This window comes from Gordonibacter massiliensis (ex Traore et al. 2017) (assembly GCF_019731765.1).
Taxonomy (GTDB): domain Bacteria; phylum Actinomycetota; class Coriobacteriia; order Coriobacteriales; family Eggerthellaceae; genus Gordonibacter; species Gordonibacter massiliensis.
On record NZ_JAASIO010000010.1, the window covers coordinates 90,695 to 117,360 of the forward strand.

General features: G+C 65.4%; 22 protein-coding genes. 5 read left to right on the forward strand and 17 right to left on the reverse strand.

The features are described 5' to 3' along the window. Positions 1 to 203 precede the first annotated feature (203 nt). On the forward strand, positions 204 to 1,721 hold the full coding sequence (locus tag HCH03_RS11615; protein WP_221689624.1) for a response regulator transcription factor: 1,518 nt from the start codon (positions 204 to 206) through the stop codon (positions 1,719 to 1,721). Positions 1,722 to 1,749: 28 nt separating this feature from the next. On the opposite strand, the gene HCH03_RS11620 is transcribed toward HCH03_RS11615, so the two are convergent. The 7 genes from HCH03_RS11620 to HCH03_RS11650 all read right to left on the reverse strand — a co-directional run bounded on the left by HCH03_RS11620 (position 1,750) and on the right by HCH03_RS11650 (position 9,377). After that, positions 1,750 to 2,784: a 4Fe-4S binding protein gene (locus HCH03_RS11620; protein WP_221689625.1), complete on the reverse strand. Its 1,035-nt coding sequence runs from the start codon at positions 2,782 to 2,784 to the stop codon at positions 1,750 to 1,752. Beyond that, positions 2,781 to 3,404, reverse strand: a complete 624-nt coding sequence (locus HCH03_RS11625) for a 4Fe-4S dicluster domain-containing protein (protein ID WP_221689626.1) — start codon at positions 3,402 to 3,404, stop codon at positions 2,781 to 2,783. Before HCH03_RS11625 ends, HCH03_RS11620 begins: the two co-directional genes overlap by 4 nt. 18 nt (positions 3,405 to 3,422) lie before the next feature. Further along, positions 3,423 to 4,118 carry a TorD/DmsD family molecular chaperone gene (locus tag HCH03_RS11630; RefSeq protein ID WP_221689627.1) on the reverse strand — a complete coding sequence of 232 codons (696 nt, stop codon included), beginning with the start codon at positions 4,116 to 4,118 and terminating at the stop codon, positions 3,423 to 3,425. A 181-nt stretch (positions 4,119 to 4,299) separates the two neighbouring features. After that, the gene (locus tag HCH03_RS11635; protein WP_221689628.1) at positions 4,300 to 5,121 is read right to left on the reverse strand and encodes a DmsC/YnfH family molybdoenzyme membrane anchor subunit; all 822 of its coding nucleotides are present in this window, start codon (positions 5,119 to 5,121) and stop codon (positions 4,300 to 4,302) included. Continuing rightward, positions 5,121 to 5,753: a 4Fe-4S dicluster domain-containing protein gene (locus HCH03_RS11640; protein WP_221689629.1), complete on the reverse strand. Its 633-nt coding sequence runs from the start codon at positions 5,751 to 5,753 to the stop codon at positions 5,121 to 5,123. Before HCH03_RS11640 ends, HCH03_RS11635 begins: the two co-directional genes overlap by 1 nt. After that, positions 5,743 to 8,529 (reverse strand): molybdopterin-containing oxidoreductase family protein, encoded by a 2,787-nt coding sequence (locus tag HCH03_RS11645; RefSeq protein WP_221689630.1) that lies wholly within the window; start codon positions 8,527 to 8,529, stop codon positions 5,743 to 5,745. The genes HCH03_RS11640 and HCH03_RS11645 overlap by 11 nt, the downstream gene beginning before the upstream one ends. Before the next feature lie 239 nt (positions 8,530 to 8,768). Next, complete coding sequence (locus tag HCH03_RS11650; RefSeq protein ID WP_221689631.1) at positions 8,769 to 9,377, reverse strand: hypothetical protein; 609 nt, start codon at positions 9,375 to 9,377, stop codon at positions 8,769 to 8,771. A gap of 641 nt (positions 9,378 to 10,018) precedes the next feature. Here HCH03_RS11650 and HCH03_RS11655 point away from each other — a divergent pair. The 3 genes from HCH03_RS11655 (at position 10,019) to HCH03_RS11665 (ending at position 13,504) form a co-directional block, all read left to right on the forward strand. After that, a complete protein-coding gene (locus HCH03_RS11655; RefSeq protein WP_221689632.1) occupies positions 10,019 to 11,617 on the forward strand; it encodes a DEAD/DEAH box helicase in 1,599 nt (532 codons plus the stop codon). 232 nt (positions 11,618 to 11,849) lie between these two features. Beyond that, on the forward strand, positions 11,850 to 12,230 hold the full coding sequence (locus HCH03_RS11660) for a helix-turn-helix domain-containing protein (RefSeq protein ID WP_221689633.1): 381 nt from the start codon (positions 11,850 to 11,852) through the stop codon (positions 12,228 to 12,230). Between the two features lie 2 nt (positions 12,231 to 12,232). Beyond that, on the forward strand, positions 12,233 to 13,504 hold the full coding sequence (locus HCH03_RS11665; protein ID WP_221689634.1) for a type II toxin-antitoxin system HipA family toxin: 1,272 nt from the start codon (positions 12,233 to 12,235) through the stop codon (positions 13,502 to 13,504). Positions 13,505 to 13,532: 28 nt separating this feature from the next. Here the strand turns inward: HCH03_RS11665 and HCH03_RS11670 are convergent, their stop codons facing one another. The 10 genes from HCH03_RS11670 to HCH03_RS11715 form a co-directional block, all read right to left on the reverse strand. Further along, a complete protein-coding gene (locus HCH03_RS11670; RefSeq protein ID WP_080143658.1) occupies positions 13,533 to 14,456 on the reverse strand; it encodes a slipin family protein in 924 nt (307 codons plus the stop codon). Between the two features lie 25 nt (positions 14,457 to 14,481). Next, positions 14,482 to 14,865: a GntR family transcriptional regulator gene (locus HCH03_RS11675; RefSeq protein ID WP_438821546.1), complete on the reverse strand. Its 384-nt coding sequence runs from the start codon at positions 14,863 to 14,865 to the stop codon at positions 14,482 to 14,484. A gap of 228 nt (positions 14,866 to 15,093) precedes the next feature. Next, positions 15,094 to 15,720 carry a TorD/DmsD family molecular chaperone gene (locus tag HCH03_RS11680; protein ID WP_221689635.1) on the reverse strand — a complete coding sequence of 209 codons (627 nt, stop codon included), beginning with the start codon at positions 15,718 to 15,720 and terminating at the stop codon, positions 15,094 to 15,096. A gap of 33 nt (positions 15,721 to 15,753) precedes the next feature. After that, positions 15,754 to 16,737 (reverse strand): NrfD/PsrC family molybdoenzyme membrane anchor subunit, encoded by a 984-nt coding sequence (gene nrfD / locus HCH03_RS11685; protein ID WP_221689636.1) that lies wholly within the window; start codon positions 16,735 to 16,737, stop codon positions 15,754 to 15,756. Between the two features lie 75 nt (positions 16,738 to 16,812). After that, positions 16,813 to 17,340: a 4Fe-4S dicluster domain-containing protein gene (locus HCH03_RS11690; protein ID WP_221689637.1), complete on the reverse strand. Its 528-nt coding sequence runs from the start codon at positions 17,338 to 17,340 to the stop codon at positions 16,813 to 16,815. Between the two features lie 2 nt (positions 17,341 to 17,342). Continuing rightward, the gene (locus tag HCH03_RS11695) at positions 17,343 to 19,760 is read right to left on the reverse strand and encodes a molybdopterin-containing oxidoreductase family protein (RefSeq protein WP_221689638.1); all 2,418 of its coding nucleotides are present in this window, start codon (positions 19,758 to 19,760) and stop codon (positions 17,343 to 17,345) included. A 450-nt stretch (positions 19,761 to 20,210) separates the two neighbouring features. Continuing rightward, entirely contained in the window at positions 20,211 to 21,662 is a 1,452-nt protein-coding gene (locus tag HCH03_RS11700; RefSeq protein ID WP_221689639.1) for a helix-turn-helix domain-containing protein, read from the reverse strand. A 276-nt stretch (positions 21,663 to 21,938) separates the two neighbouring features. Beyond that, complete coding sequence (locus tag HCH03_RS11705; protein ID WP_246599993.1) at positions 21,939 to 23,597, reverse strand: ABC1 kinase family protein; 1,659 nt, start codon at positions 23,595 to 23,597, stop codon at positions 21,939 to 21,941. Between the two features lie 35 nt (positions 23,598 to 23,632). Next, positions 23,633 to 24,031, reverse strand: a complete 399-nt coding sequence (locus HCH03_RS11710; protein WP_221689640.1) for a phasin family protein — start codon at positions 24,029 to 24,031, stop codon at positions 23,633 to 23,635. A 364-nt stretch (positions 24,032 to 24,395) separates the two neighbouring features. Next, positions 24,396 to 25,421 carry a DMT family transporter gene (locus tag HCH03_RS11715; protein WP_246599994.1) on the reverse strand — a complete coding sequence of 342 codons (1,026 nt, stop codon included), beginning with the start codon at positions 25,419 to 25,421 and terminating at the stop codon, positions 24,396 to 24,398. Between the two features lie 286 nt (positions 25,422 to 25,707). Between HCH03_RS11715 and HCH03_RS11720 the strand changes: the two genes are divergently transcribed. Further along, complete coding sequence (locus HCH03_RS11720) at positions 25,708 to 26,622, forward strand: LysR family transcriptional regulator (protein WP_221689641.1); 915 nt, start codon at positions 25,708 to 25,710, stop codon at positions 26,620 to 26,622. The last annotated feature ends 44 nt before the right edge of the window (positions 26,623 to 26,666 follow it).

Below are 26,666 nucleotides of genomic sequence, written 5' to 3' on the forward strand. Positions count from 1 at the left end.
CGAAACGGCGCCCCGCCAGTATCCCACAAAACGGCCGTTCTGCATATGACACCCTGTCATATGCTCGGTTAAGGCGCCGCAAGACGGACTCGATGCGAACCGAATCCAACTCCTTCGCAGACGCGTCTCCCAACCACGCCTGCAATCCCGCAGTTCAAAGGGTGTGCTACCATGGATTGCACCTTACTTGAAGGGAGATACGCATGGTCGACGCGCGGAGGGCGGAACGTGAAGATTGGATGTCGCCTTTAGCCGAGCAGTGGCCCTACCTGCGGTTTCTGGGCCTGGGTGCCTGGTGGGCGTGGATATGGCTGTGCTACAACAGCATCGAGATCACGCGCATGTTCCCGGCCGATCAGCAGCCAACCTACGTGCTGCAGATGTACCTGTTTTCCACGCTGGGCATCGCAGGTTCCATGTTCACGGCAGCAGTCGCCTGGAAGCGCATGACAAGGCTTATCGACAAGCGCCCGTTCGTCATCGGGTTCGGCGCGTTCGCAGGCCTCTCAACCATCCTGCTGGGGTTCTCGGTGATCATGGGCGCCGGGGTGTTCTTCGTGCTGGCCGCCGTGTTCACGGGAATCGGCACGTCCATGCTCTGCTTGAAGGTGGGGCGACTGTACGGCAGCGTTTCGTTGGGTGACTCGCTCACGGCGGGTGGCATCTCGCTTCTGCTGGCGGCGCTGCTCTACTTCGTGGGCGTGGGCATCCCCGCCGAGTGGCGGCTGTTCTACCTTGCAGCGCTTCCGGTGGCGTCGGGACTGCTCTTGTCGATAGGCTCTATCGACCCGTTCCCCTCCGCCGTGTCGGGCACGGGCGAGGGGCGCGGAAGAGGGCCGGTACAGCGCCTGTACCGCAAGCTTGTGGCCGCATCGGCCCTGGTGGCGTTAACCGCCGGCATAGGCAAGGGCATCTCCAGCACGCTCGCGGACAACGCGCTGTTCGCGCACGAGGGAACCGTCATCGTGTTCTGCATCGGCGTGGCGGCGGTGCTTATAACCTACGTGGTCAACCGAGGCGACGTCGTGCGGGGAGCGCGCCAGGCGTACTCGGCGCTCATGGTGCTGGGCATGGCCATGATGCTCGGCACGTGCTTCGGCCTCGATATCGCGTACCTGAGCGTGGGCAAGGAGGCGCTTTGGCTCGTGTTCTCGTGCTTCATGGCCTATTTGGCGTTTCGCTACGACCTATCGCCCGTGCGCGTGTTCGGCATCGGGCAGGGCGCCTACTTCCTGGCATCGACGGCCGGTTGGGCCCTGGGCGCCGCCATCGCGCCCTCGTACGGCGAGGGCATGGTGCGCATGGGCGTGGGCGTGGCGCTGGCGTTCTTGGTGATCATCGTGCTGGTGTACGTGTTCCCGGAAAACGATCTCAAACGCATCATGGCATGGTCGGTGGACGGGGACGCGGTCGACGCGAGACGCGAGCGGCACGGCGGAGGGCAGGCGACCGCCGATCCACAGGAGCTTGCAAGCCCGGTTGCTCCGGACGCTCCGAGGCAGCCCAGCACGGCCCGCGCGGCCGACCCGCGGTTCGGCCTGTCCGCGCGCGAGCTGGAGATACTCGACCTGTTCGCCCAAGGACGCAGCGCGAACTGGATCGCCGACCACTTGGTTATCTCCAAGAACACCGTGCGCTCGCACCTGCGCGCCATCTACACGAAGCTCGACGTGCACACGCGCCAAGAGCTGTTGGACTTCCTGGCGGGATCTTCCCTCTAACTCCGGACGGACGTTGCGCGCAATCGACTCAACCGGCTTTGACGGGATCGTCGCCCCGGTCGCTTGAAGCGGCCGATCGGGTGGATCTTCCGTCATACGCCGCCGAGCCGGCCGGCTTCGCCTTGATGCGGATGGACGCGGTGGGGCACTGCTTGACGCATTCGCCGCAGCGGGTGCACTCGCCCAGCTGCACGGCGGCGTCCTCTGCGTGCAGGTCGATGCGCTCGGCGCACGCCGAGGCGCACACCGTGCAGGGCTTGCCCTGCGAGGCGCGCAGGCAGGTCGAAGCATCGATGCGCGGACGGAACAAGCGCGCGAAGTGGCCGAACACGTTGAGCAGCCCGGCCACGGGGCACAGGTTCATGCACCACTTGCGGTACAGCACCAGCTCGACGGCGAGCGCCGCGGGGAACACGACCACCGACATGGTCACCTGCTTGTCCACGACGAGATGCCACAGAGATCCTACCGTACCGAACGTCAAGCCAATAGGGCACACGAGGCAGAACAGCGGGATGCCCGCAACGAGCGTGGCGACGAGCACGACGCCGAGGGCCCAGGTGCGCTTGTCGCGCACGAGGCGGCGCAGGCTCGCGGCGGCGCCCTTCGCCTCGCGCACAGCCGAGCACGCATGGGGCGGGGCGGCGGGAACGGCGATCGCCCGTGCGGCTTCTTCGGCGAGCGCGCCCGGCTCGACGCCGCCACCCGCTCCCGACCCGCCGTCGTTCGCGCCGCACGCCTCCCCCGCGCCTTCGACCTTCGGGTCGCGCTTGAAGAACCTGCGGATCACCGGGGCGGGACAGCCCCAGGCGCACCAGGCTCGCCCGAACAGCAGGGCGAACGCCACGACCACGCCAAGCGAGATCAGCGTGACGGGCACGAGGGCCTTGGACGCCAACAGCACCTCGATGCCGCCAAGGGGACACAGCAGGAAGAACTGCCCGATGCCGAACGAGGAGGGGGTGCCTATTCCCGTATCGAAGGCGAGCGACGCGATGACCGCCACCAACACCAAGGTCAGCGTTACGACGCGCGCTTTCGTTATGCGATCGCCCTGCTTCATCGTGCATCCTCCCCCGCTCGGAACGTCTTCTCGGTGACCACTTCGATGCCGCGCGCCTTGCCGCCGCTGAAGGACGTGAACACGTTGGCGGGACAGATCTTCACGCACTCGCCGCAGCCGTTGCACTTCGCCTCGTCCACTACGGGACGCCGGCCCGCGTCGAATGAAAGCGCCTCGTAGGGGCACGCGTCCACGCAGATGCCACAGCTGTTCGTTTCCAAAAACGCCAGGCAGCGATCCTCATGCAGGATGGCCGCGCCGATGCGCCCCCGCTCGGGCGCGTACGGGTCGACCGCTCCGATGGCGGCGGTCGGGCAAACCTCGCGGCATTTGTCGCAGAACGTGCAGCTGTCGCCCGCGAAGCTGACCACCGGCGTGCGGGCCTGCAGAAGCCCGCCCTCGACGCCGAGCGGTTCCAGGACGTCGGTCGGACACACGCTGATGCACCGCTCGCACTTGATGCAGCGCGCCATGAAGTCGCTTTCGGGAAGCGCACCGGGCGGGCGCAGCACGTCGGCCTCGGCAACGAAGGGCCGCACGCCCGCCCCTGCCACAACGCTCGCAAGGAGCGCCGCACCTCCGATGACGAATGTCCTGCGCGTGGGGTTGTTCACTGGCATGGCCGAAACCCTTTCCGCCTACGCCGCGGCGCTGGTGCCGTCGAGCTGGGCCAAGATGCTGCGCAGCAGGTCGCTTCCCTGCTCGAGGGCGCCCTGCGCCACCAGCAGCATGCCCGGGTAGAACGCGAGCGTCGCGTACTCCTGCGCCACCTCGCGCAGCTCGGGGATCCAGTTCAGCAGGTGCCGCTCGATGAACTCCAGCTGGCGGACGACGTTGCGACGCAGTTCGGCCTTGTCCTTCGCCTGGGCCCACGCGGCGGCGCGCTCGTTCATGTCGACGAGGTACTCCAGCTCGAAGGCCAGGTGGTCCTCCGGTTCGTGCAGGTCGGGATTCACCTGGAAGCCGTCCTCGAGAAAGCGCGCCACCACGTCGTCGCGCGCGTCGCCCATCATGATGCGCTCCTCTCCCGTGAAAACCGACTCGTAGGGAACCGCCGTTTGACGGTCCTTCGTGAACACGCCGGCCGCCAGGAAAACGCGAGCGTACTCGCAGGCGAGCTGCGTGCGCCGATCGGGCGTGGAGAAGGCGAAGTAGCGCCGCACCAGCCGGTAGCCCTGGTCAAGGCGGGCGTTGCCGGTGTCGCTCGGATAGTCGCCGCGCGCCAGCTCTTCGATGGCCTCGTCGTTCAGCTCTTTGAAGAACACCTGGGAAAGGAACCGGTACGTACCGGCGCTCTCGCTGAAGAAGTCGAGCAGTTCGGTATGGGTGAGCATGGTGAGGTCTCCTTTTGTTGTGACTGTTTGCTTGTCGTTATGAGCGAACGGAGGTTTTCGCTTGTCATCCTGAGCGCAGGCAAGGTCCTTGTTGTCATCCTGAGCGACCGAAGGGAGTCGAAGGATCCCGTGCGGCGGGGCCCGCGCTTGCCGGGCAAGAACGCGGGCCCGCACCCCTTTCCTAGTCCAGCGCCACCAGGAAGAAGTTCATGAACGGCGAGCCTACCAACCACATGGCCGCGCGCAGCGCTATCGCGGCCACCACGCCCGCAACCAAGGCGATGGCGCCCCAGGCAAGTGCGTTCTTCGGCTGCTTCATGGCCAGCACGCCGCATGCGATAACCGCAACGACGGCCACGAACAGGGCGACCGCCCACACGATGGCGCCGTTCTGCGCCTCGGCCAGATACGACCCCGCCGTGATGCAGAAGGCGGCGGCCAACACGGCTCCCAGGGCGCCGCCGATCACGGCGAGCAGTCCCGAGAAGGACATGGCCGTACCCTCGCGCTTCTGAACGGCCTTCATGAACAGGTTGAGCCCGGCACCGGCCGAAGCGGCCGTGCCGAAGTACGCCAGCGGAAGCGCCACCGACATCCACGCGGGACGGGCTTCCATCAGGTAGGACGAGCCGCACAGGTACGTGAACACCACACCCACGCACAGCGCCAGCACGCCAACCACCGTGCGCGCCTTCTCGGACGAACCGCGCACGAGCAGCACGAAGTACACGGCCAGGATCACGCACAAAACCCCGATCATGGCCGCTTCGACGAAGATGCCGGAGGTGGGATGGTTCAACGCCTCCAAGATGCGGTCGACGTGGCTCAAGTGCATGACCGACATGCAGCCGCCCACGGCCACGAGCACGAAGGACGCGACGGTCTCGGCTTTGTTGGGCGCCTCGTCTTTCTTGAACAGGCTCGCCAGCATCGAGCAGGCGAACAGCCACGCGCCGGCCCCGCTGATGACGGTGAACAGGACCAATGCCCATTGGATTTCCATTAGTCCACGCTCCCCTCGGTCGTCACGTACAAGTTGGTGGTTTGGGTCAGGTCTTCCGCGCGCCACTCGCCGAACTTCGGCGACAGGATGTAGGCGGAAAGCGGCCCGTTGCCCGCGTCGGGCAGGTGGTGGATCGCGTCGGGCGACGCCGCCGCCAGCTCCTTCGACACATCGGAGTTCGGGTCGTCCAAGTCGCCGTAGAAGCGCGCCTTGCCGCAGCAGTTCTTCACGCACGCCGGTTTCTCGCCCGCCGACGTCAGGTGGTTGCACAGCGTGCACTTCTCCACCACGCGCTGCTCTTTGTTCCAGCTGCGCACGCCGTAGGGGCAGGCCATCATGCAGTACTTGCAGCCGATGCACTTCTCCTTGTTCACCAGCACCATGCCGGTGGCCTCGTCGCGATACGACGCGCCGGTGGGGCACACGCGGGTGCAGGGCGAGTCCTCGCACTGCTGGCACATCGTCGGCAGCCAGTAAGTGGACACGTCGGGGAACTCGCCGAACGGCTCCACCTGCACCACCTTGTTCCAACGCTCGCCCAAAGCGATGTCGTTCTCCATCTTGCACGCCACTTCACAGGCATAGCAGCCGATGCAGCGGTCGAGGTTGACTACCAAGCAATTACGCGCCATAGACGGCATTACCTCCTCCGGTGTTCTCAGACGGTTCGGGCAGCCACGGGGTGAAGTCCTCGGGCTCGGTCCACACGCCCTCGGGCGCGCCGTCGGCCTTGGTTATCTTGATGGTGATGCCGCGCAGGGTGTAGGTTCCGTACACGTCGTTGAACGGGCACTCGTCGTTGTTCTGGGTCAGCAGGTTGATGTTCATCACCTGCCACGCGCGGTTCGGATCGTCCGAGTCCAGCAGTTCCGGGTTCCAGAAACGCTCCTGGTAGATGACCTTCGGCGCCACGCTCTTCGTGACGCGAGCACGGCCCTGGGTCTTGCCGCGGCGCGATTCCAGCCACAGCCAGTCGCCGTTCTCGATACCGATCTCCTTGGCCGTCACGGGGTTGATCCACGTCTCGGGATAGGGGTACAGCTCGCGCGTGTAGGGCGTGTTGCGCAGCGTGCCGTGGTGGAAGAACGGGATGCGGCCCTGGGTGAGCACGTAGGGGTACTCGGTGTCGGTGAGCGGCGACTCGAACGGCTCCAGGTAGTACGGCAGCGGGTTGTAGTTGTCGGATTTGGGGTACACGTCGGTGGCCGGCTCCATGCTGCCCGAGCCGTCGATGGCGCCCGTGTTGCCCAAGAGGATGTTGCCGTCGAAATACGGTTCGCAGCGCTTCGAGGTGGTATGGAAGCCGGCCGGCAGCTCCGGGTTCTCCTCGTCGGGGAACAGGTGGCTGTTGTACGACTTCTCGGCGTACTCCTCGATAGTCTGGTACTCGCTGGGCGCCTGCGCGTCGAACTTCTCCCAGTTCCAGTCGTCACGGTCGTAATAGAAGCTGCCCACGAAGTAGCCTACGTAGTCCTTGTACTCCTCGTAGGTGCGCCAGTACGTGCCGTAGAACTTGCCCGCGATGTCGGGGTTGAACGAGTCGATGGCGCGCTGATGCCCGCGATCGGCCAGCGCCGCGGCCAGCCACGACCAGTGCATGCACTCGTCCACGGCTTCGTAGAGCTGCGTGCAGGGACGGCGGATGGCGTAGGTGTTCAGGCGGTCCTGCGCGTACGCCGTTTCAAGCCACTCGGCGGTGGGCAGCACGTAGTCGGCCAGGCACACGCTGGTGGTGGTCCAGTGCATGTACATGTGCACGTTCAGGTCGGTGGTCATCATGGCCTCGTAGAAGCGCGTGGCGTTGCCGATCATGGCCAGCTTGTTGCCGCTGCGCTCGATCCAGATGCGCGGACGGTAGGGCTCGCCGGTCTCGATGGCCTTGAGCACCGTGGGGATGTGGCTGGCCAGCCAGTGGCCCAGTCCCTTGTGCTCGGTGTAGCCGAGGCGCGCGTTCGCCTCTTCCTCGGGCATGCGCAGCGGGTGGTCGGGATGGTGCAGGCCGAAGGGCTGCACGACGTAGTTGCACGGCTCGACGTAGCAGGGGCGGTCCTGCACGATGGAACCCGGCTGGCGGATGCAGCCCATGAGGATGTCGAGAATGGCGTCGCCTTGGGCGGCCTGCGCGGAGTTGCGCGCCTGGTCGGTTGCCACGCCCAGCGAGATGCCGGCGTTCGGGCAGCCCTCCACGTAGATGTTGATGGCGCGCTCGATGTCGTCAGCGTTGAGCCAGCAGATGTCGGCCGCCTTCTCGAGCGTCCATTCGGCCACGTGGTCCTTCATGACCTGGAACGCGGTGCGCGCCTTCTGCCCGCCCGGCAGCTCGTAGGTGCCGAACATCTGGGGGTCGAGGGCTTTGTCGAACGGATAGAGCATGGCCTTCGCGCTGTTGGTGGCCTTGTCCCACACAACGTACTCGTCGTGCGCGCCCAGCCCCAGCTCGTCGGCGCGGTACGTGAGGCCGGTGGCCTCGTTCACCAGGAAGGGCAGGTTCGTCCACTCGCGACAGAAGTCCTGGTCCCACAGCTCGTGCTCGATGATGTAGTTCATCCAGGCCAGCATGAGCGCCACGTCGGTGCCGGGGCGGATGGCCAGCCACACGTCGGCGCGCGCGGCGTCGGGCGTGAGGCGCGGGTCGATGACCACCGTCTTCATGCCGGCGTTGCGCAGGTCGGTGACCACGCGACCGGTGGAGCCGATGCCGTGGTAGCTGGGCCCCACGCCCCACATGACGTAAGTCTTCGTGGGCGTGCATTTGTCGTCGGGCAGGATGCCGGGCAAATACACCTCGGTCACCGGGCCGTCGGCCAGCGACGTGTCGGCCGTGCCGTTCAGGCAGAACTCCATGTGGTTGCGCGGCAGGTAGCACTGCGCGCAGCCGGGCTCGAAGAAGTTGCCGCCGCCCCACACGGACAGGAAGCGCGCCGGGCTGAAGAACTGCGGGTTGCCGCCGCCGCCCGTGGAGCACACGAGGCTCTTCGGGCCTTCCTTTTGGTAGTACTCCCACATCACGTCGGCGATCTCGTTGATGGCCTGCTCCCATGAGATGCGCTCCCACTGGTTGGAGCCGCGCTCGCCCACGCGCTTCATGGGGTACTTGATGCGGTTGGGGTTGTACAGCGCCTGGATGCCGGCGAGGCCCTTCGCGCAGGCGGCTCCCTTGTTCATGGGGTCGTCCGGATCGCCTTCGAGCTTGACCACCTTGCCGTCGCGCACGTGCGCGATCATGCCGCAGTTGTTGAGGCAGGCACGGCAGATGGTGCGCACCTTCTCCGTCTTGCTTGATTCGGCCGCAACGGCGGGCTCGACCTGCATCAGGTTCGACCCGACCGAGCCGCTCATCGCGGCGGCCGCAGCTGTGAAAGCACCGAGCTTCACGAAACTGCGTCGGCTGATGTCTGTTTTAGCCAAAACGTTCCTTCCCTTCTCGTCTTGCTGCTGATTGCTATTCGGAGCCTGCGGGCGTCCCCTACGGCTGGATCCGATCAGAGATGCGGGGTCGGCTTGGAAATTCAACGCGCGCTGCGGCCCCTCGGCGCACGCCCCCTCCGTCCGCACCCGGGGCGCCGTCTCGCAAAAGGCGGAGCGCCCCTGGTCGGAGGATGTTCCCGGGCCCGGGGAGGGAGGGGAAAGGGCCCGAGACGGATAGGTTAGACGGCGACGTGGGCCTTGCCCGCGTCGGTCGTGCGCCACGTTCCCTGCCAGGCGATGCCGCCCGCCGACTCGAGCGCGTCGATGAAGTACTGGGGATACACGGCGGCTTGCTTCGTCGCTGGGTCGGGTTGGGTTGGGGGCATGTCGCCGACGAGGCGTTCGAGCTCTTCGCGCGTCGCGCCCCGCTCGGCGTTGCAGGCGTCGAGGATGGCCTCGAACACGTCGCGGTGCCGGGGCTTGTCGGCGATCAGCGCATGGAGCGTCCGGTCGGGCGCGTACGCCCGGAGCAGCTCGCGGCCTTCGCCGGTTACGGAGAGGCGCGCTTCGACGGCGGCGTCTTCCGCCGCGGCGGCGTCGAACTGCAGATCCTCGAAGGTGCCGTCGTAGGGTTCGCCGTCGAGCAGCACCTGCTCGTTCAGCGCGCCGCCGCGTACGAGGATGTCCACGCAGGCGGACGGGCTTTGCCGGTACGCGTCGTCCCACGCTTCGAACGCGGCTTGCTCCAGAGATGAGCGGCTTTCGCCTTCGTGCCGTTCGGCCAAAGACAATAGAGTAAGCAACGGTTTCTTGAGCAACGGGTTGTGCTCGATCAGTTCGCTCGCCACGATGGGTCCCCTTCTTTTCTCGCAGGGCGGGGGTTGGTGCGCAGCGACGCGCCGCATGTTCGCAAGCGACGCCCCATCCGCTCCCCGCCTTGTCCTCCTTCAAACCCTCGCTGCGAGTATAGGAAGCGGCCGAGGGCGCGCGCATGCCCCTAAAGGGACGTTTCACGCGGCTCGGCATGGTGATTCTCAGGCGTTCAAAAGGGACTAGTCACCTTGTTTTTGCTGGTGGGAGTTATTCTTTGATTGGTATTGAATCTGAGTATCCAATTTCGGAAATCCGAGGCTCGCGCTCGTGTCGGCTGTTTTCATCCGTATGTTTCCGCGCGACGGCAAGACGACCCTCCACCGCAAAGCACACGCGAAGAACGATAGCGGCACACCACACGGACAACCTGCCTCCATTTATGGAGTTTCGCGCACAAGCGGGACGTTTCGCGAGGTTCTCGGCGCAGCACGGCCCTCGAGCCCCCATACTGGACAGTCGCTTCACACGAAACTCTTTCTCGTTTCTTTTCGCGCTTAGGCCAACGGATTGCAGAAAGCTGCTCGAGTCAAGCGCAATGCACGCCGCTGGAGCGGGTGCGAAAGCGGAAAGCGGGCCGCACGGGCGGCCGTCCGTCGAAGAGAAACGGAATACCCTTATGACGAAATTCGCCGACCTCGGCTTGTCCAAAGACGCCCTCGCGGCGGTCGAGCGCCTGGGCTACGAGAACCCCACCCCCGTCCAAGAGCAGGCCATCCCGCTGGTTCTGGAAGGCCGCGACCTCATCGCCGCCGCCAGCACCGGCACCGGCAAGACGGCCGCGTTCCTGCTGCCCATCCTGAGCACGCTCCCCCGCGTGAAGGGCCGCAACCGCGCGCCGCGCGTGCTGGTGGTGAGCCCCACCCGCGAGCTCGCCCAGCAGATCGCTCGCACGTGCATGCAGATATCCCGCAAGACCGGCCATTTCACCACCACGGTGTTCGGCGGCACGCCCTACGGCCCGCAGATCAAAGAGCTGCGCGGCGGCACCGACGTGCTCATCGCCACCCCCGGCCGCCTGATGGACCTCATGAAGCGCGGCGTGGTCGACCTGCGCAGCGTGCAGGCGCTCGTGTTGGACGAGGCCGACCGCATGCTGGACATGGGCTTTCTGCCCGACGTCACCACCATCGTGGACGCCACGCCGGAGTGCCGCCAAACGCTTTTGTTCTCGGCCACCATCGACCGCTCCATCGAGAAGAACCTGGGTTCGCTTTTGAAGGACCCCGCCGTGGTGGAGGTCGCCCGCAACGGCGAGACCGCCAAGACGGTCGAGCAGTTCATGATGCCCATCAAGAACTACGACAAGCCCGAGCTGTTGCAGGCCGTGCTGCGCGAGAAGGGTTCCGAGCGCATCATCGTGTTCGCGCGCACCAAGAACCGCACCGAGGACTGCGCCGAGGCGCTGTGCGACGCCGGCTTCCGCGCCGAGTCCATCCACTCCGACAAGTCGCAGGGCGCTCGCCGTCGCGCGCTGGAGAACTTCCGCCGTGGCAAGACGTCCATCCTCGTAGCCACCGACGTGCTGGCGCGCGGCATCGACGTGCCCGACGTGGACCATGTCATCAACTTCGATCTGCCCGACATGCCCGAGGACTACGTGCACCGCATCGGCCGCACGGGCCGCGCGGGCGAGAAGGGCTACGCCATCTCGTTCGTCACCCGCGAGACCAGCCGCACGCTCAAGGACATCGAGCGCCTCATCGGCAAGGACATCCCGTTCATGGAGCTGGAGACCTACCAGCTGGATCCGTCGCTGCTGCAGAAGCCGAAGAAGGGCGCGGGCCGCCAGGGCGGCGCGAAGGGCGCCGGCTCCAAGCCGTACGGCAAGCGTCCCGCCGGCAAGTCCTACGGCAAGGGCGGCTACCACAAGAGCGAGGACCGCTCCGGCGGCAAGCCGTCGCACGGTAAGAGCTTCGAGGGCAAGGGCGGCGCCAAGCGCTCGGGCGAGGCCGCAGGTGCCGAGAACCGCAGCAACGCCAAAGGCGGCAAGCGCTTCGAGCACGACGGCGCCAAGCGCCCCGGCAACGGCTACGACCGCACGGGCGCGGGCAAGCGCTCCGGCAAGCCGGCGGGAGCCCGCGGCGAGAGGGGCTTCGACAAGCCGCAGCGCGAAGGCGGCAAGCCCGCGAAGAAGCAGCGCTCCAAGAAGGGCAACGGCGGCTACGACTACAGCCGCTTCGCCAAGAACGAGAGCGCCGAGGTGGAGAGCCGCTAAAGATAGCCCCGCCGGTTGACGCAAAACGGATCCAGACCATGAGAAACAGGCGCCTCGAGCGCCTGTTTCTTGTATTGGGGGAAAGCGCAGGAAAACATCTAACCCGGAATCGGTTTCTTCGCCCAATACGCGCAATATATTTCTCATATAGATATGTGTATTATATTGCGCATCTTAGTATATGCAGTATAATGCGCACCATCAGGTACGGTAATCAGCAAAAGGAGGCTCGATGCCCGCCAAAACCATAGCGCTTCCCCGGCAACTTGGCGTGGCGGTGCGCGACCAACGCAAGCGCCTCAACCTAACGCAAGCCCAGCTGGCCGAGCGTTCCCGCGTGTCCCGCAGGCTCATAACGAACCTGGAGCTTGGCGACGCCGACGGCATTGCTCTCAGCAACGTTCTTCGCATCCTCGACACCTTGAACATGGATCTGTCCGTGAGTTGGCAAGAAATGTCCGGATCGCCGAAACCTCAAAACCAAACCGGCAAGCCTCTTCCCTCGACCAAGCAGGGCGAACCGTCGTATCAAGAAGCCCTCGACGGCATTGTCGTCGCCGCGCTTCGTCAAGCGGGGTCCGACGCAGCAACCCCTGCAGAAAAAGGCAGGTAGCTGTGGCCGAATCGACCCTGATCGTGTTCGTCTGCGGCCGCCGCGCCGGCACTGTCGAACAGGACAACGCCGGTTTGCTCAGCTTCCGCTACGACCCCGACTACAACGGTATCCCGCTTTCCCTCTCTATGCCGGTGTCGAACCGCACCTTCCCCCACAAGGTGGTGCAGCCTTTTCTTTTCGGTCTTCTGCCAGATGACCGAAGCGTTCGCAGGAGCATCGGCCTCGAGTTCGGCGTGAGAAGCGACAACCCCTTCCTACTGCTTCAAAACATAGGCTTCGACTGTCCGGGAGCCGTGCAATTCTGCCTTCCCGAACAGGTCGACGGCCTGCTCGGGCGCACAGCCGAGTTCGAGCCCATCGACGAGGCGGCCATTGGCCGGCGGCTGGCGGCGCTGAGGGAGCGCCGTGAAGACTCGTGGCTCGGATCCCAAGAGCATTGGTCCCTCGGCGGCAACCAAGGAAAATTCGCGCTCGCGCGTCACGGCGATCGCTGGTTCGAGTGCCACGGCTTTGCCCCAACCACGCACATCTTCAAAAACGGCGTGCATGGGTTCCGCTTGCAAGCCTTGAACGAATTCGTCTGCATGCGTCTGGCGGCTCGATGCGGCCTTCCGGCCGCCGGGGTGAGCTACGAAACCTTTGACGGAGAGCCGGCCATCGTGATCGAGCGCTACGACCGGGCAAAGCTGCCCGGCGGCGCAACCCTGCGACTGCATCAAGAGGATTTCTGCCAGATCCTCGGCATCCTCCCCGAAAACAAGTATCCGGAGTACGGAGGACCGGGAGCAGCGGACATCTTGGGCGTCATCGCATCGACTGCGAAGGCAGCGAGAAACACCAAGCTGTTCACCGCCATGTTGTTCTTCAACTACCTGGTGGGCGCACCCGACGCCCACGCGAAGAACTACTCGCTGCTCCTCGGCGAGGGGTGCGATGCGCTTGTGGCGCCGCTGTACGATATTGCGTCAGGGCTGGCCTACGACGAACTGCGCCGCAAAGCACGTTTGGCCATGAGCATCGGAGGCGAGAACAGGATCGGACACGTGACCCGCAACAGCATCAAACGCTACGCCGAAGCGAACGACCTCGCTCGCTTCGATTTGGGAGAAGCCGCGTGCGTCGAGCTCATGTCCGAACTCGCCCAAGCAGTGCTGGACAACCTTGCCGAGGCGTTCAACGACGCACAAGCGGCGGAAGGAGCAGACGAGCTGAGGGATCGCTTGGAAGAGCCCATCGCCGAGCTGTGCCGAACAACGCTCAGTCGGCTTTAGAAGCCCGGATCTACGGCCCCGCTCGCCCTCACTCGCCCAGATCCAGCTTGCCCACGTTGAAGCCGTCGGCTAGAGAGCTCGGGGCCAGCAGCACGCCCTTCGAGTCCTTGGCGCCCTCGTAGGCCAGGTTCATGGCGCGCAGCTTCATGGCGCGGGGGTTGCGGTCGTACACCTCGGCCGCTTCCACGAACATCTCGGAGATGTCCTTCTCCACCTCGGCCAGGATGATGCGGGCGTTGCGCTCGCGCTCGGCCTGGGCTTCCTTCGACAGCGCGTCCTGCAGCTCGCGCGGGATCATGATGTCGCGGATCTCCACCGAGATAACCGTCACGCCCCACTGCTCGCACTTCTTGCCCAGCATCTCCTCCAAATCGCGGTCGATCTGCTTGCGACGCGTGGAGATGTCGGCCAGGTTCAGCTGGCCTATCACGTCGCGCATGGCCGTCTGCGCCGAACGGAGCACGGCCTTGGGGTAGTTCTCCACCTCCAGGCATGCCTTCTCGGCGTCCCACACCATCCAGAACAGGATGGCGTCCACATCCACCGGCACGAGGTCGGCCGTGAGCGCGGCCTCGGCGGAAAACGAGGCGGTGGTGATGCGCTGGTCAACGTGGATAGCTGCGTACTCGACGAACGGAATGCAGCAGTACAGCCCCGGCCCGGCGATGCGGTTGAACTTGCCGAGGCGTAGGATGGCCACGCGCTCCCAATGCGGCGCGATGCGCACCGACGTGGCGGCCACGAAGCCTACCACGATGGAAGCGGCGACGGTCAACGGCGACGCGAGCCCAATCGTCAACAGGAACGGAACGAGGAACCCCACCGCGAACACGGCGAGGAAGAACAGGTACACCCCTCCGCGGGAAGCGTCGTTGGCCTCGAGTTCGGTCTCGGCGATCTTCCGCTCGCCCTGCGCGTCGTTTCCGGCACCATTACGCTTGAACAATCCCATCGTCGCCCCTCCGATCGATCGTCGTTCACTCCGCTTCGCCTGCGGCGGCCAGCCGGCCCCTCACCAGATCGGCGATATCCTGGCGAGGCACGCCCAACTCCCGGCATTGACGGATGAACTCGTCCGCCAGAAACTCGACCTCGGACTTCGCCGCCTCGGCCTCGGCGGGGGCCCTCTCGGCCACGAACGTCCCCTTGCCGCGCTTCGACACGATGTAGCCGTCGCGCTCGATGTCTTGGTACACCTTGCTCACCGTGTTGTAGTTCACGCCCAGATCAACGGCCAGCTCGCGCACGGTGGGCAGCTTGTCGCCAACTTGGAACTTCCCAGACGCTATCAGGTATATCAAACGATTGCGCAACTGGAGCCACAGCGGGATTCCGCTGTCGCTGTCGATGGTGATCTGCACGGTTTGATTGGCGGCGCTCACTCTGAGATAGTCCCCACCTTCGTTCGCCACATTGTTTCGTCACATGATAGCATTCCTCGTCGCGCTTGCCACGCACGTCCGCCATCAGCATCGAGGCTCCGCGCGGCCGACCTGGAGGGAGGGTTGGCCGACCGGGCGGAGCCCGCAAACCGGACGCCCCGCCGAATCGGCGAACGCCGACCCTTGGGGCTCGCGAAGGTGCGATGGCTAGGCGAGGGCAAGCTCCTCCCGTTCGAATTCCAAGAACTGGCGCGTCGTTTCGGCGAGCCCGCGGTACAGACCCAGCTTCGCGCGTCTTTCAAGGTCGTCGCAAAGCTGCGGCACCCACGTCAGCAGGTGGTCGCGCGCAAACGCCCGCTGCGCCTCATGCGCCGCATCGGCGGCCGCATCGTCGCCTGCCGACGCGGCGTCCAGCTCCTTGCGGCAGAGCCGGGCCATGAACTCGAACTCGATGGCCACGTGGTCTTCGGGAACGTTCAAGTCCCCCGCGCGCTCGAACCCCGAGCTCCGGTAGTCTGCGAGCACCTCGTCGCGCGCCTTCTGCATGAGCAGGCGCTCGGCGCTCGTGTACACCGATTCGTAGGGGAACACCGGGTCGGCGGACATGTTCAGCAGCAGCGCCGCGAACTCGGCCGCCGCCTCCGTTCGCACGGAGGCGAGGTCGGCGGACGGCAGCTCGGCCACGAACCGGCCCAACTCCCCTTCGAGCCGCGGAGGCCGCTCGGCCAAACGCGCCAAAAACTCCTCCGTCACCTCTTCAAGGAACATGTGGGACAGAAACGAGTACGTGGCCTCCCTCGCCTCGCAACTCGCGCGATCGACATGCGCTTCCATATCCGCCTCCCTCGACATCTGCCTACTCGTCTTCTACGATATCAGCATAACCACGTTCTGGGCCGCCTGCAGCGCCGCCGGACTGATGAGCGCAGCGTGCAAGCCGGCCGACAGCACCAGGAACCGCAGCGTGAACCCGCCGACGAGCGCGCAGGTCGCGCCTCCTATCGGAACGGCGAGAGCGATCTTGCCGCCGCCCTTTCGCCTCGAAACCACAACCTGAACCAAGGCCGTCACGAGCGGAACGCCCAGTCCCACGACAACCACGAGCAGCCAGAACTGCACGCTCAGCACGCCGTTGGTGAGCAAGCCCACCGACAGCGCCTCGTTCGAACCCGCACCCTGCATCGTCAGCACGAACGCCGCCAGCACGATGGCCTCCAGAACCACCAGGCACACCACCGCCCACTCGAGTGCCGTGCGCACGCCGTGCGCGCCTTCGTCCTTCTCCAGCACGGTGGCGAAGATGGCCACCGCCGCCACGCCCGTGTCAAGCGCCGACACGGTGAACAGGGCCGGCAGCAGCCACGAACCCCACAGGGGGATGGCCGGCGCCGCGCTCAACAGCACGCCCGTGTACGCCGCCACGGCGAGCGCGCACGGAATGCCGATGATGGCGAGTGCCTTGTTGATGCCGTCGCGCGCCCGGCCGAGCGGCTTCACAACCGACCCCAGCCAGTCGGCTATCTTGTCGGTGGTGAACAGCGCGCTCAACGCAAACACGATGATCGTGGCGAACAGGAGCCATGCGCCCACCGCCATCCACGACGAACCGTTCACAAAGCTCTTGAGCAGGATCATGGCCTGGAAGGGCTTCGCCACCTCGGAGACCAATGCCAGCAGGCCGATGGCCAGCGCGACCACCGCCGTCCACACGCCTCCCGTCACGGTTTTCTTGAACCGCCCCGGCTTAGCTAGGCGCAAGATGGACACCGTCAGAAACGCGCCCGCGCCCAAACCGCCGAGGAACAGGTATATCGCCGGCAGCCAACCCCACGTCGTCTGCAACTCAACCATGAGTGTTCCTCCTTTCCGTCATGTCAGCCGGAAGCGACCCGAACCTTGCGGTCCGCGACCCCCGGCGTCGAGTTGTCACGACACGACGACCGAGGGCTTCGTCGCGCTGTCGGCCATCTGCCTTGCCTTCTTGCCGGCGACCTTCTCGGCCAGCTCGCCCATCTCACCGTACTGCAAGGCCTGCGTCGGGCACGTGGCCACGCAATGCGGCATGTCGCCCGGCGTCACGCCGTTGCCGATGCAGCAGTCGCACTTGTCCATGCCGGCCTCGGTGTACTGAGGCACGCCGAACGGGCAGGCGAAGAAGCAGTAGCGGCAGCCTATGCACTTCTCTTTGTCCACCACCACGATGCCGTCCTCGCCGCGCTTCGAGATGGCGCCCGCCGGACACACCTTCGCGCAGGCGGGATCACCGCAGTGCATGCAGGACATCGACACGAACTTTCGCGTGACGTTCGGGAACGTTCCGCTTTCAATCTCGTGGACCTTGCGCCGGGCGATGGTTCCCGCCTCGATGCCGTTCCACTGTTTGCAGGCCACCTCGCACGCCCAGCACTTGATGCAGCGCTCGGTGTCCATATAGAAGCCGTATTGTTTCGCCATGGCTAGTTACCCTCCTCCAGCTTGCTGATCTTCACGAGCGTCTGCTTCGACATGGCCGAGTTGAACGGGTCGAAATTCTCCAGCTCGGAGTCGTACAGCACGTTGATCTCGCTGCCGCCGTCCAGATGCTCGTATCCGGGCAGGTCGAGCTCCTCGCAAGGCTGCCACCAGCCACGGCGCGACATGAGCACGTCGGGCGCGATGCTTTCCAGATAGCGCGCCACCATCTTCACCCAGCCGTGCTTCGATTCGATCTTCACCCAGTCGCCGTCGGCAATGCCGTACTGCTTCGCCGTGGCGGGGTTGATCTTCACCCAAGGATAAGGTTGCAACTCACGCAGGTACGGAACGTCCACATAGTAGCTGTGGTTGCATAGACGGTACGCATGCACGTCGGAGATGACCAGCGGGTACTCTTCCGCGATGTCGGGCGTGCCCGCGATGCTCTCGGCCGGGCCGTTGTACACGGGCAACGGGGATATCGTGCCGGTGTCGTCGCAGTTCGGTTTGTTGCCGATCCACTCGTTGTAGCACTGCACCTTTCCGTTCGGCAGGCTGGCGAACATCTTCTCGTAGTCCTGGTACTTCGGCTCGGTGGCCTTCGCGCCGTCGGTGCGCTCCACGAAGATGCCCTTGTTGGCGGCGCGCAGCTCCTCCAGCTCGATACCGGAGCCGTCCAACTGCTCGCGCAGGCAGGCGTCCATGTCGCCGTTCCAGAAGTCCTCGCCGTAGCCCATGCGCACGGCCAAGTCGAGGTAGTACTCCCAGTCGGAACGCGACTCGCCCATGGGCTCCGCGATCTTCTGGTTGATGGCGATGAACGTGCCGTCAACGCCGTTCTTCGTACCGAACTGCTGGTCGGTCTCGTAGTTCGTGCATGCGGGCAGCACGTAGTCGGCGAAGTCGCACGACGAGTTCCACTGCGTATCCATGACCACGTAGAAGTCCAGCTTCTTCAACGCCTCCTCGACCTTCTTGGGTTGGCGCGTGGCGGAAAGCGGGTTCGACGACTGGCCGAATATGCAGCGCAACGGGTAGGGCTTCTCGGTGAGAATGCTCATGATGCCCTTGTAGTAGGCCGTGGTGGGACCGGACTCCTGCGTGTCCATGGTCTGGAACCAGCGCGGCGTCTCGGGACCGACGAGGTCGGACACACCGGCCATATAGCCCTTCTCCTCGTCTTCCTTGCTCTTGGGAAGCTTCTCGGTAAGCTCGTCGACGCCCTTCGTCTTGATGAGCGACGGAGGCGGAACCATCGCGGCACCGCCGCCGCCGGCGATGCCCAGGTTGCCGGTGATGGCCTCGATGAGGCAGGCGCAAGCCACGGTCCAATGGCCGTCGTTCTGCTGGTCGCCGATGCCGTTGCCGATGTTGATGCCCATGGGCTTCACGGTGCCCATCGTGCGGGCCACCTCGTAGATCTGCTCCACCGGAATGCCCGTTATGGGAGAGGCCCACTCGGGCGTGTACTGCTTGATGTGCTCGGAAAGCTGGTCGAAGCCGTTGCACCAGTTCTCCACGAAGTCGTGGTCGTACAGGTCCTCGCCGATGATGACGTTCAGGAAGGCCATGGCCAGCGCGCCGTCCGTGCCGGGACGCACCGGCACCCAGATGTCGGCCTTCGAGGCCAACCCGTCCTGCATGGGGCGGATGTCGATGACCTTGAGGCCCTTCTCGATGGCGTTGAGACGGGCGTAAGGGTTGCCCTGGTTGACGGCGGAGTTCTCGCTGTTGTAGCCCCACACCACCAAAAGCTTCGTCTTGTTCAGCTGGCCGGGAGCCGTGTCGGTGGCCTGCGCGTGTTTCGGGCCGCCGATGGTCACCAGGCGCGAGAACATGCGCTGCGAGTTGCAGATGGCGCTGTGCATGTAGTTCGGGCTGCCGTGAACGTTCAGGAAACGACGGCCCATCATGCCGAGCACCGCGTAGAATTGCGGCGAAAGCACGCCGTAGGACTTGGCGCCGTACTGTTCTTTCTGTTCGAGCAGCTTTGCGGCGATGGCGTCCATGGCCTCGTCCCACGTGCAGCGCTCGAACTTGCCCTCGCCCTTCTCGCCCGTGCGCTTCATGGGATACAGAATGCGACCGGGCGCGTAAAGCACGGCCATGGCCGCATTGCCCTTCGCGCAGAGGCTGCGACTGCCGCGGCCCCAGTTGTTGCCCGCCTCGGGATTGCCCTCGACGTTCGTCCAGCGCCCGTCCTTGATGTAGCACAGCGTGGAGCAGTGCGTGCGGGCGGGACCGCACATCTGGCACCAGGCGTGGCGGACTTCCACCTCGCCCGAAGCGACGCCGGCCTCGCCGGCGGGACTCGGTTTGAGCGTCTCCTGGCTCGCACAGCCCGAGAGCGCGGCCATCGCGCCCAGAGCGGCCGTCCCCTGCAGGAACGCGCGCCTCGTCAGCTTCCCTTCCTGTGTCATGCCCTTCCTCCTGTCTTCGTCTGGCTGGTTCGCCCGCGACTCCCTCCGCGCGGACGGCTTGCTTCGGCGCCCCATCGGCTCGCTTCCGATCCCGACGAAAAAACGCGACGCTTTTGAACGAAGCCGAGCACGGCTCCGCCGGGCCTTCCGGCCTGTTTGCATAACGTGTTGTCGAATGGATTGGACGATCGGATGCGACCGACGCGGACTAGTAGCTCACCCTCATAAGACCAACTCCCTCGAGCCCTCCCCCGAGCTCTCCTAGTTGTCTGATTGAACTATTGTCATATTACCATAGGTTTTTGGTTTTATTAAGGTGTTTAGTTACTCTATTTTGAGAATAATTCTGATATAGGTGTTGAATCTACCGCGCCTCTTTCCTTATGGAAAAAGCCGAGCCGCATGTTTGCGACTCGGCCGAAGAAGGTCGTCTGTTCGATTGCTCGGTGCCTACTGCGCCTCGACGTCGATGGGTGCGTGCTTCGCCGCCTCTCGCTCGCGCTTGCGGCCGCGCCACCAGCGCGAAAGGCTGTGCACCAGCCATTCGACCAGCGGGATGGTGAGGAACGCCACCCAGGCGGGATGCCACTGGTTCAGCACGAACGCCATGTAGCAGAACCACGCGGTGACGCCGATCGGGTACGCGCCCTCGATGAGCGGCGCGATGCGGCGGCGGCCGATGGCGTGCCCGATCATGTAGTACACGGGAATGGTGAAGAACAGGAACAGCCCCATACCCCACGCCCCGTTGAAGATGCCCAGCAGCAGGTACGCCAAGATCACGACGAGCGGGTACGGAAACCGCGCCCACGACTTCTCGAACGTGCGCAGATAGTGCTTGCGCACGGGGATGGTGCGCCCCACTTCCGGCCCGTACTTCGCTTTCGCGTCGTCGAGCGTGTCGAAGCGCTCGCCGTTCACCGCGTAGCCGCAGGGGTCGTACCAACGATCCTCGTGGATGTGGCCGTACCCGTAACGGTCGTGCGCGTCGCGCCAATCGTCGAAGTGCTCGCCGTTGATGACCACCCCGTCGCCGTCGATGACAACCTCGTTGCCCTCGTCGTCCTCGAGCGTGCACCGGCTGTCGCCGCCGTTCTTCGGCGCGTCGCGCTCTTGACGGGCGCCGTCTTTGCCGTACCACGCGCGGGCGGCACGATGGTCGCGCTCCCGCGGGTCGTCCTCGTCGCACCAGGCTTCGGCCGCAGCGCGCCAATCGCCGTCCTGCGAGCCGGAGGCCTCCTTCACATGGATGCCGTCCCAGCCAACGTGCACCTCGTCGCCCTTCTTCGAGTCCTTCACGTGCACGCCGTCGCGCCACGACACATGAACGTAGTCGTCGCCGTCGAGCACGTGGATGCCGCCCAAACCGATGCGCACTTTCGAGTTCTTGCCACCCGCGCCGCTGGTCTCGGAGGAAGCCGGGTCATCCGCTCCCCCGTCGCTCGCGCTCCCAGCCGACCCTGCCGCAGCGGCGTCCGTTGCCTGCGCAGCGTTCGAAGCAGGAGTTCCGTCCGCCGCACCCGAGCCCGATCCTGCGGGTTGCGCGGTCGCAGAGTTCGCGCCCGACGCGACGGAGGATCCCGTAGCTCGCGCGCCGGGATCGGCCGTCGCAGCGGCGGCAGGTCCTGCCACGCCGGCAGCCGCCGCGCGTTCGGCTGCGCGGTCCACCGCCTCGAACGCCACGTCGTCGCGCATCTCGTCGTCCACGTACAAAAGCTCGTCGAGCGACACGCCGTAGAGCTGCGCCAGCGCGATGAGGTTGTCGGTGTCGGGAGACGACTCCGAGCGCTCCCACTTCGACACGGCCTGGCGCGACACGCCCAGCTTCTCAGCCAGCGCTTCCTGCGACAATCCCGACTGCTTGCGGCGCGCCGACAGGCGCTGGGCGATCTCGACGTTCATGGTTGCGAGCCCTTTCTCGTTTCGTTCATCATAGCGTACTCAAAAGGGTACGGTTGCGGGAATCGCCGCGCGACCAATTCCAGTTGGAATTTTCCGCAATTATTGGTTGCGGGGCATCTGAACTGGGGAAACTATATGCAAACAATTTCAGAAGACTTCCCGTAAAGCGGAAAGCGCCTGATGCGGCCCGCAGTATCAAGCCGCTAAGAAGCGGACGTCCGAAGAACGAAACCATTGTCGCGGCGCGTTGATCGCGCCGTCGCGCCTGCCGGTGGCTCACTTCCTGCGCGCGATGTCCACGACCACCCATATGGACAGGATGGCGGCACCCAGGTACCCGAAGAACGACAGCACCGGCACGCCAAGCAACCGCGGTTCCATGGTCGAGTTCGCCAGCAGGCTCGAGCCCACGAACAGCCCCGCGATGATGATGCCGATGGTCAGGCGGTTCACGATCTTGCCCAGATGCGTGAGCGGCGCCTCGGCGCCCAGCATCTCGGTGTTCACCTTCAGCTGCCCGCGCGTGAGCATCTTGAGCGCCTCGCCGGTGTACTGCGCGGCGTCCAGCGTGCCGCGCGCGGACGAGCGCAGCGCCAGCGCCAGATCCTCCATGGCGCTCACCAGTTCGTCGCCCTGGTTCTTCGTGCGCTGGATGTGCGCGTTGATGATGGACACCACGTTCTCGTTCGGAATGAACGGCAGGATGGTGCCCTCCAGCGTCACCAGGCCGCGCGACACGCTGGTGATAGACGGCGGCAGCGTGACCTTGCACGAGCGCGTGAGCATGAGGATGTCGTTCAGGAACTGCCCGATATCGATGTCACCCACGTCGCAGGAGCCGTAATCGTCCAGCAACAGATCGAGGTCGGCGAGGAAGCGCGTGTGGTCGATAGCCGCGTTGTCCTTCGCGATGGCGAAGGCGAGCAGCGCGTCCTTGAGCTCGGTGGCGCTCTGCATGCCCACGGCCTGGATGATGTTGCCAAAACCGGCGCGGTCGCGCGGGGACAGGCGGCCCATGATCCCCAAGTCGATATAGACGATCTTCCCGTTGCGGATGAGCAAGTTGCCGGGATGCGGGTCGGCGTGGAAGAACCCGTGGTCGAGGATCTGCGTGGCGTAGTTGTCGAGGATCTTCTCGCCGATCTCCTCCAAGTCGTAGCCGGCGGCGCGCAGCCGGTCGGTCGCCAGGATGGGGATGCCGTCGATGTACTCCATGACCAGCACGTACTCGCCGCAGAGTTCCGGATACACCCGCGGGCAGTCGATGAACGCCACGTCCTTGTTCAGCTGCGCGAACTCCTCGAGGTTCGCGGCCTCGCGAGCGAAGTCCGTCTCCTCCAGAAACGTGGCCCACAGCTCCTCAACCACGTCGCGCAGGTCGAGCATCTGCTCGTCCTTCATGAAGCGCGAGGCCTGGCGAGCCACCATGCGCATGATGTCGATGTCGAGCGCCATGGTGGCCTTCACGCCAGGACGCTGGATCTTCACGGCCACCACCTCCCCGCTCGCCAGGCGCGCCTTGTGCACCTGCGCGAGCGAGGCGCTGCCGAGCGGCGTGGGATCGATGGCGTCGAAGATGTCGCCCTGGCGTTCGCCGTAGATGTCATCGAGGGCGGCCAGCATCTGGTCGAACGGAAGCGGATCGCATTCCATCTGCAGCTTCGCCAGTTCGTCGCAGTAGGCCTTCGGCAGGATCTCCGAGCGCGTGGACAGCGTTTGGCCGATCTTCACGAAGCTGGGGCCCAGATCCTCCAGCATGGCGCGGAACGACTCGGGCGAAAAGCCGCGCAGGAAATGGTGCCGCTGCAGGATGGAGTAGATCTCCCGCAGCCGGCGCGTGCGCGTCTTGCGGCTGAGGTTGAACCGCCCTTCGGGGTCGATCTCCGCACCGGAGCTGAAGAAGTATTTGAGCAGCGTGTTATCGGCCATGGCCATGGGAGACCGCTCTTTTCACGAGAGCGCGGGCGCGGCTAGGCGCCGGGCGTCTGGGGCGTGGCGGGAGGCTCGCCTTCGGCGGGCTGCTCGGCCGGCGCCGGCTCCGCCTCGACGGGCGACGCGTCCCCCACTTCCGCGGACGCGGGCTTCGCGTTCGCCTTGGCGGCGAACTCGGCGGCCTTGGCAGCGAACGCCGCGCGCTCCTCGGGCGTCATGACGGCCATGCGCGCCTCGAGCGCGTCGTAGCGCATCGTCTGTGCCACGTCTTCGGCCTTGTGCTTCAGCTCGGTGTTGATCTGCTTGCCCTGGTCGACCGTGAGCTCGCCTTTGGAGATGAGCTGGTCCACCAGCTCCTTCGATTTCTCGGCGGTGATGGCCATCGCGCCGATGCCCGCCAGAAAGATGTCCTTGAATCCGTCGCCTATGGTAGCCATGAGAGCCTCCTTTTTCGCGCGATTCAGCCCGCGCGCCGCAGCGCCGCCGGGCTCGTAGAACCATGATGCACCAATTCGCCGAAAAGGGCAATGCGAGGTGGGAAGTCGTCGGAAAATGGGAAGAACGGAAGCGCGCGCCGGAAAAGCCAACTCGAAAACTGGGCCACCTGTTCGCGCCGAACCAACCCGCAAGGCGCAAAACCCGCAGGATGGAACCGCCCCGTAGGGGCGCTCTCCAGAGCGCCCGTTCGCGCAAAGCGCGAAAACACAGCCGCGGAAGCACACGCAACCCGCGAGCCATCGCCGTCGCAAACATTCGCGCAAAGCGCAAAACGCAGCCATGGGGCACCGACGTCGTGCGCCCCTACAACCTCTCGTAAGCAGCCTGCGGCTGGGATACGCCGAGCTGCGGCACCGCGACCGAGGCGGACGTCGTCGCATCCGCGAGCGCCGAAACCGGATCCGCCGCAGGCGCCGTCCCCTTCCCCGCCGCCTTCCCAGACGGAGAGGCCGCACGGGAATCGATCCACGTCTCCGCCACCACGCACACGATGATGATCGCCGCGCCCACAAGCCCCATCGCGGACAGCGTCTCGCCGAGCACGCCCCACGAGAACAGCGCCGTGAAGATGGGCTCGCCGGTGAGCAGCATGGACACGGTGGAGGACGGCAGACGCGTCAGCGCCATGTTCTGCAAGGCGAACGTCAAACATGTGCTGGCCAAGGCGAGGAACATCACGACGCCCCAGGCCATGGGCTGCACCGCACCTGCGTCGAACGGCTTGTCGAACAACAGCGCGCCCGCGAGCGACGCGGCGAACGTGACGAATATCTGCGTGCCGGACACCGTGACCACGTCCAGGCGGGCCAGCCCCCGCTCCCCGAACACGAGCGCGCCGGCCAGCGACACGGCCGTGAGTAGCCCGCAGAACTCGCCCCAGCCGAACGTGAACGATCCGCCGCTCGAGCACAGAAGGTAGAGCCCTCCCACCACGGCCACTTGAAACGGTAGGTGCGCCAGCCGGTAGCGGCGACGCGTCACGAAAGCCGCGAGGATGGGCGTGAACACCACGGGAAGCGCCATGAGGAAGCCCACGTTCGTGGCGGTGGTCAAGTCGAGCGCCACGTTGCAGGAGATGTAGGACACCGCCATGCACAGCGCCGCCGGAAGCCAGTCCGCGAGGCGCGCGCCCTTGAGCCCGCGCACGATGCGCGGCCCGAACAGCACCGCGAACACCGCGCTCGCCAGCCCGAAGCGGACGGCGAGCGCCCACATGGGCGAGATGCTGTCGTAGGCGAGCTTCGTGAAGGCGCTGCCCGATCCGAAGATGATGGTTTGCAGTACGACGCTGGCAACGCATATTCCCCGTATGTCCATGAGTCGGGTCATGTCCCGCCTCCTCTCGAGCGATTCGCCTTCCCGGCCGACCGGGGCTCCCGACAAGGGGGAGCGCGCCGACGCCGGCTGCCTTTTCAGCGCAATGCGGCCGCCCCGGCCCTGCGGGGTGCCCTAAACCGTTGTTCTGGTGTACCTGCATGGTAGTGCTCATACAATTGAAAGTAAAACGAGAATTTCTTTAAAGAAATGAAAGGATCACTTGTTAACGCAGATAGAGCATCCCATACTGGAGCGAACGGAAGGGACGGGCGGCGAACGGCGCAGGAGGGAGCCCCGCATGGCGAACCAGAAGTACGAGGCGTTCGTGAAAGTGGCCGAGACCGGCAGCTTCAAGGAGGCCGCTCGCGAGCTGGGCTACACCCAGGCGGGCGTAAGCTACCTGGTGGGCGCGCTGGAGAAGGAGCTGGGGATGCCGCTGCTCGTGCGCGACTACGGCGGCGCGCACCCCACCGCCGACGGCGCGGACCTGCTGCCGTGGGTCCAGGAGGCGTGCGGCGCCGACCGCCGGCTCGCCGCGCGCGCAGCCGAGCTCAGGCACCTGGAGGGCGGGTCGGTGCGCGTGGCCGCGTTCACCAGCACGGCCATCCAGTGGCTGCCCGGCATGGCGCGGGAGTTCGAGCGGCTCCACCCCGCCGTGGACCTGGACATCGTCTGCATGGACGACCAGGACCGCCTGGAGGAGATGGTGTGGGACGGCGAGGCGGACGTCGGCTTCGCCGTGCTGCCCGTCAAGCGGGCCCTGCGCGCGGTGCCGCTCGCCCGCGACCCGCTGCTCGTGGTGGTCGCCCCCGACCACCCGCTCGCGGGGGCGGATCGCTTCCCCGCCTCGGCGCTGGCGCGAGAGCCCTACGTGAGGCTGGAGAGCGGCGTGCACTCCGAGATGGACGAGCTCTTCCGCCGAAACGGCGTCGAGCCCAAGGCGCGCTTCACCATAGACAGCGACTACGCCGTCATGTCGCTGGTGAGCGCGGGCCTGGGCTTCAGCGTGCTGCCCGCCCTCATCCTGGGCAACGCCCCCTTCCCCCTGGCGAGCCTGCCGCCCGAGGTCCCCACCGACCGCGAGATAGCCCTCTGCATGCGCTCGGAGGAGACGGCCAGCGCCGCCGCGCGGGCGTTCGCGGAAGTGGCGGAGGGGTGGGTGAAGAGGAATCGGCGCACGAGCGCCGGCATTACTCACGGCAATCTCAAGTGAGGTTCTTCCGAACAGGCCGACGACGCACGTCGAACGAAACCGCT

What these genes read in the sequence shown, in the direction of transcription:
- HCH03_RS11700 (WP_221689639.1), bottom strand. Translation starts at nt 21,662, where the DNA reads ATGAACGTCGAGATCGCCCAGCGCCTGTCGGCGCGCCGCAAGCAGTCG.
- HCH03_RS11670 (WP_080143658.1), bottom strand. Translation starts at nt 14,456, where the DNA reads ATGGGATTGTTCAAGCGTAATGGTGCCGGAAACGACGCGCAGGGCGAG.
- HCH03_RS11620 (WP_221689625.1), bottom strand. Translation starts at nt 2,784, where the DNA reads ATGAAGCAGGGCGATCGCATAACGAAAGCGCGCGTCGTAACGCTGACC.
- HCH03_RS11625 (WP_221689626.1), bottom strand. Translation starts at nt 3,404, where the DNA reads ATGCCAGTGAACAACCCCACGCGCAGGACATTCGTCATCGGAGGTGCG.
- HCH03_RS11695 (WP_221689638.1), bottom strand. Translation starts at nt 19,760, where the DNA reads ATGACACAGGAAGGGAAGCTGACGAGGCGCGCGTTCCTGCAGGGGACG.
- HCH03_RS11640 (WP_221689629.1), bottom strand. Translation starts at nt 5,753, where the DNA reads ATGGCGCGTAATTGCTTGGTAGTCAACCTCGACCGCTGCATCGGCTGC.
- HCH03_RS11720 (WP_221689641.1), top strand. Translation starts at nt 25,708, where the DNA reads ATGGCGAACCAGAAGTACGAGGCGTTCGTGAAAGTGGCCGAGACCGGC.
- HCH03_RS11680 (WP_221689635.1), bottom strand. Translation starts at nt 15,720, where the DNA reads ATGGAAGCGCATGTCGATCGCGCGAGTTGCGAGGCGAGGGAGGCCACG.
- HCH03_RS11710 (WP_221689640.1), bottom strand. Translation starts at nt 24,031, where the DNA reads ATGGCTACCATAGGCGACGGATTCAAGGACATCTTTCTGGCGGGCATC.
- HCH03_RS11705 (WP_246599993.1), bottom strand. Translation starts at nt 23,597, where the DNA reads ATGGCCATGGCCGATAACACGCTGCTCAAATACTTCTTCAGCTCCGGT.
- HCH03_RS11635 (WP_221689628.1), bottom strand. Translation starts at nt 5,121, where the DNA reads ATGGAAATCCAATGGGCATTGGTCCTGTTCACCGTCATCAGCGGGGCC.
- HCH03_RS11630 (WP_221689627.1), bottom strand. Translation starts at nt 4,118, where the DNA reads ATGCTCACCCATACCGAACTGCTCGACTTCTTCAGCGAGAGCGCCGGT.
- HCH03_RS11660 (WP_221689633.1), top strand. Translation starts at nt 11,850, where the DNA reads ATGCCCGCCAAAACCATAGCGCTTCCCCGGCAACTTGGCGTGGCGGTG.
- HCH03_RS11715 (WP_246599994.1), bottom strand. Translation starts at nt 25,421, where the DNA reads ATGACCCGACTCATGGACATACGGGGAATATGCGTTGCCAGCGTCGTA.
- HCH03_RS11655 (WP_221689632.1), top strand. Translation starts at nt 10,019, where the DNA reads ATGACGAAATTCGCCGACCTCGGCTTGTCCAAAGACGCCCTCGCGGCG.
- HCH03_RS11690 (WP_221689637.1), bottom strand. Translation starts at nt 17,340, where the DNA reads ATGGCGAAACAATACGGCTTCTATATGGACACCGAGCGCTGCATCAAG.
- HCH03_RS11615 (WP_221689624.1), top strand. Translation starts at nt 204, where the DNA reads ATGGTCGACGCGCGGAGGGCGGAACGTGAAGATTGGATGTCGCCTTTA.
- nrfD (WP_221689636.1), bottom strand. Translation starts at nt 16,737, where the DNA reads ATGGTTGAGTTGCAGACGACGTGGGGTTGGCTGCCGGCGATATACCTG.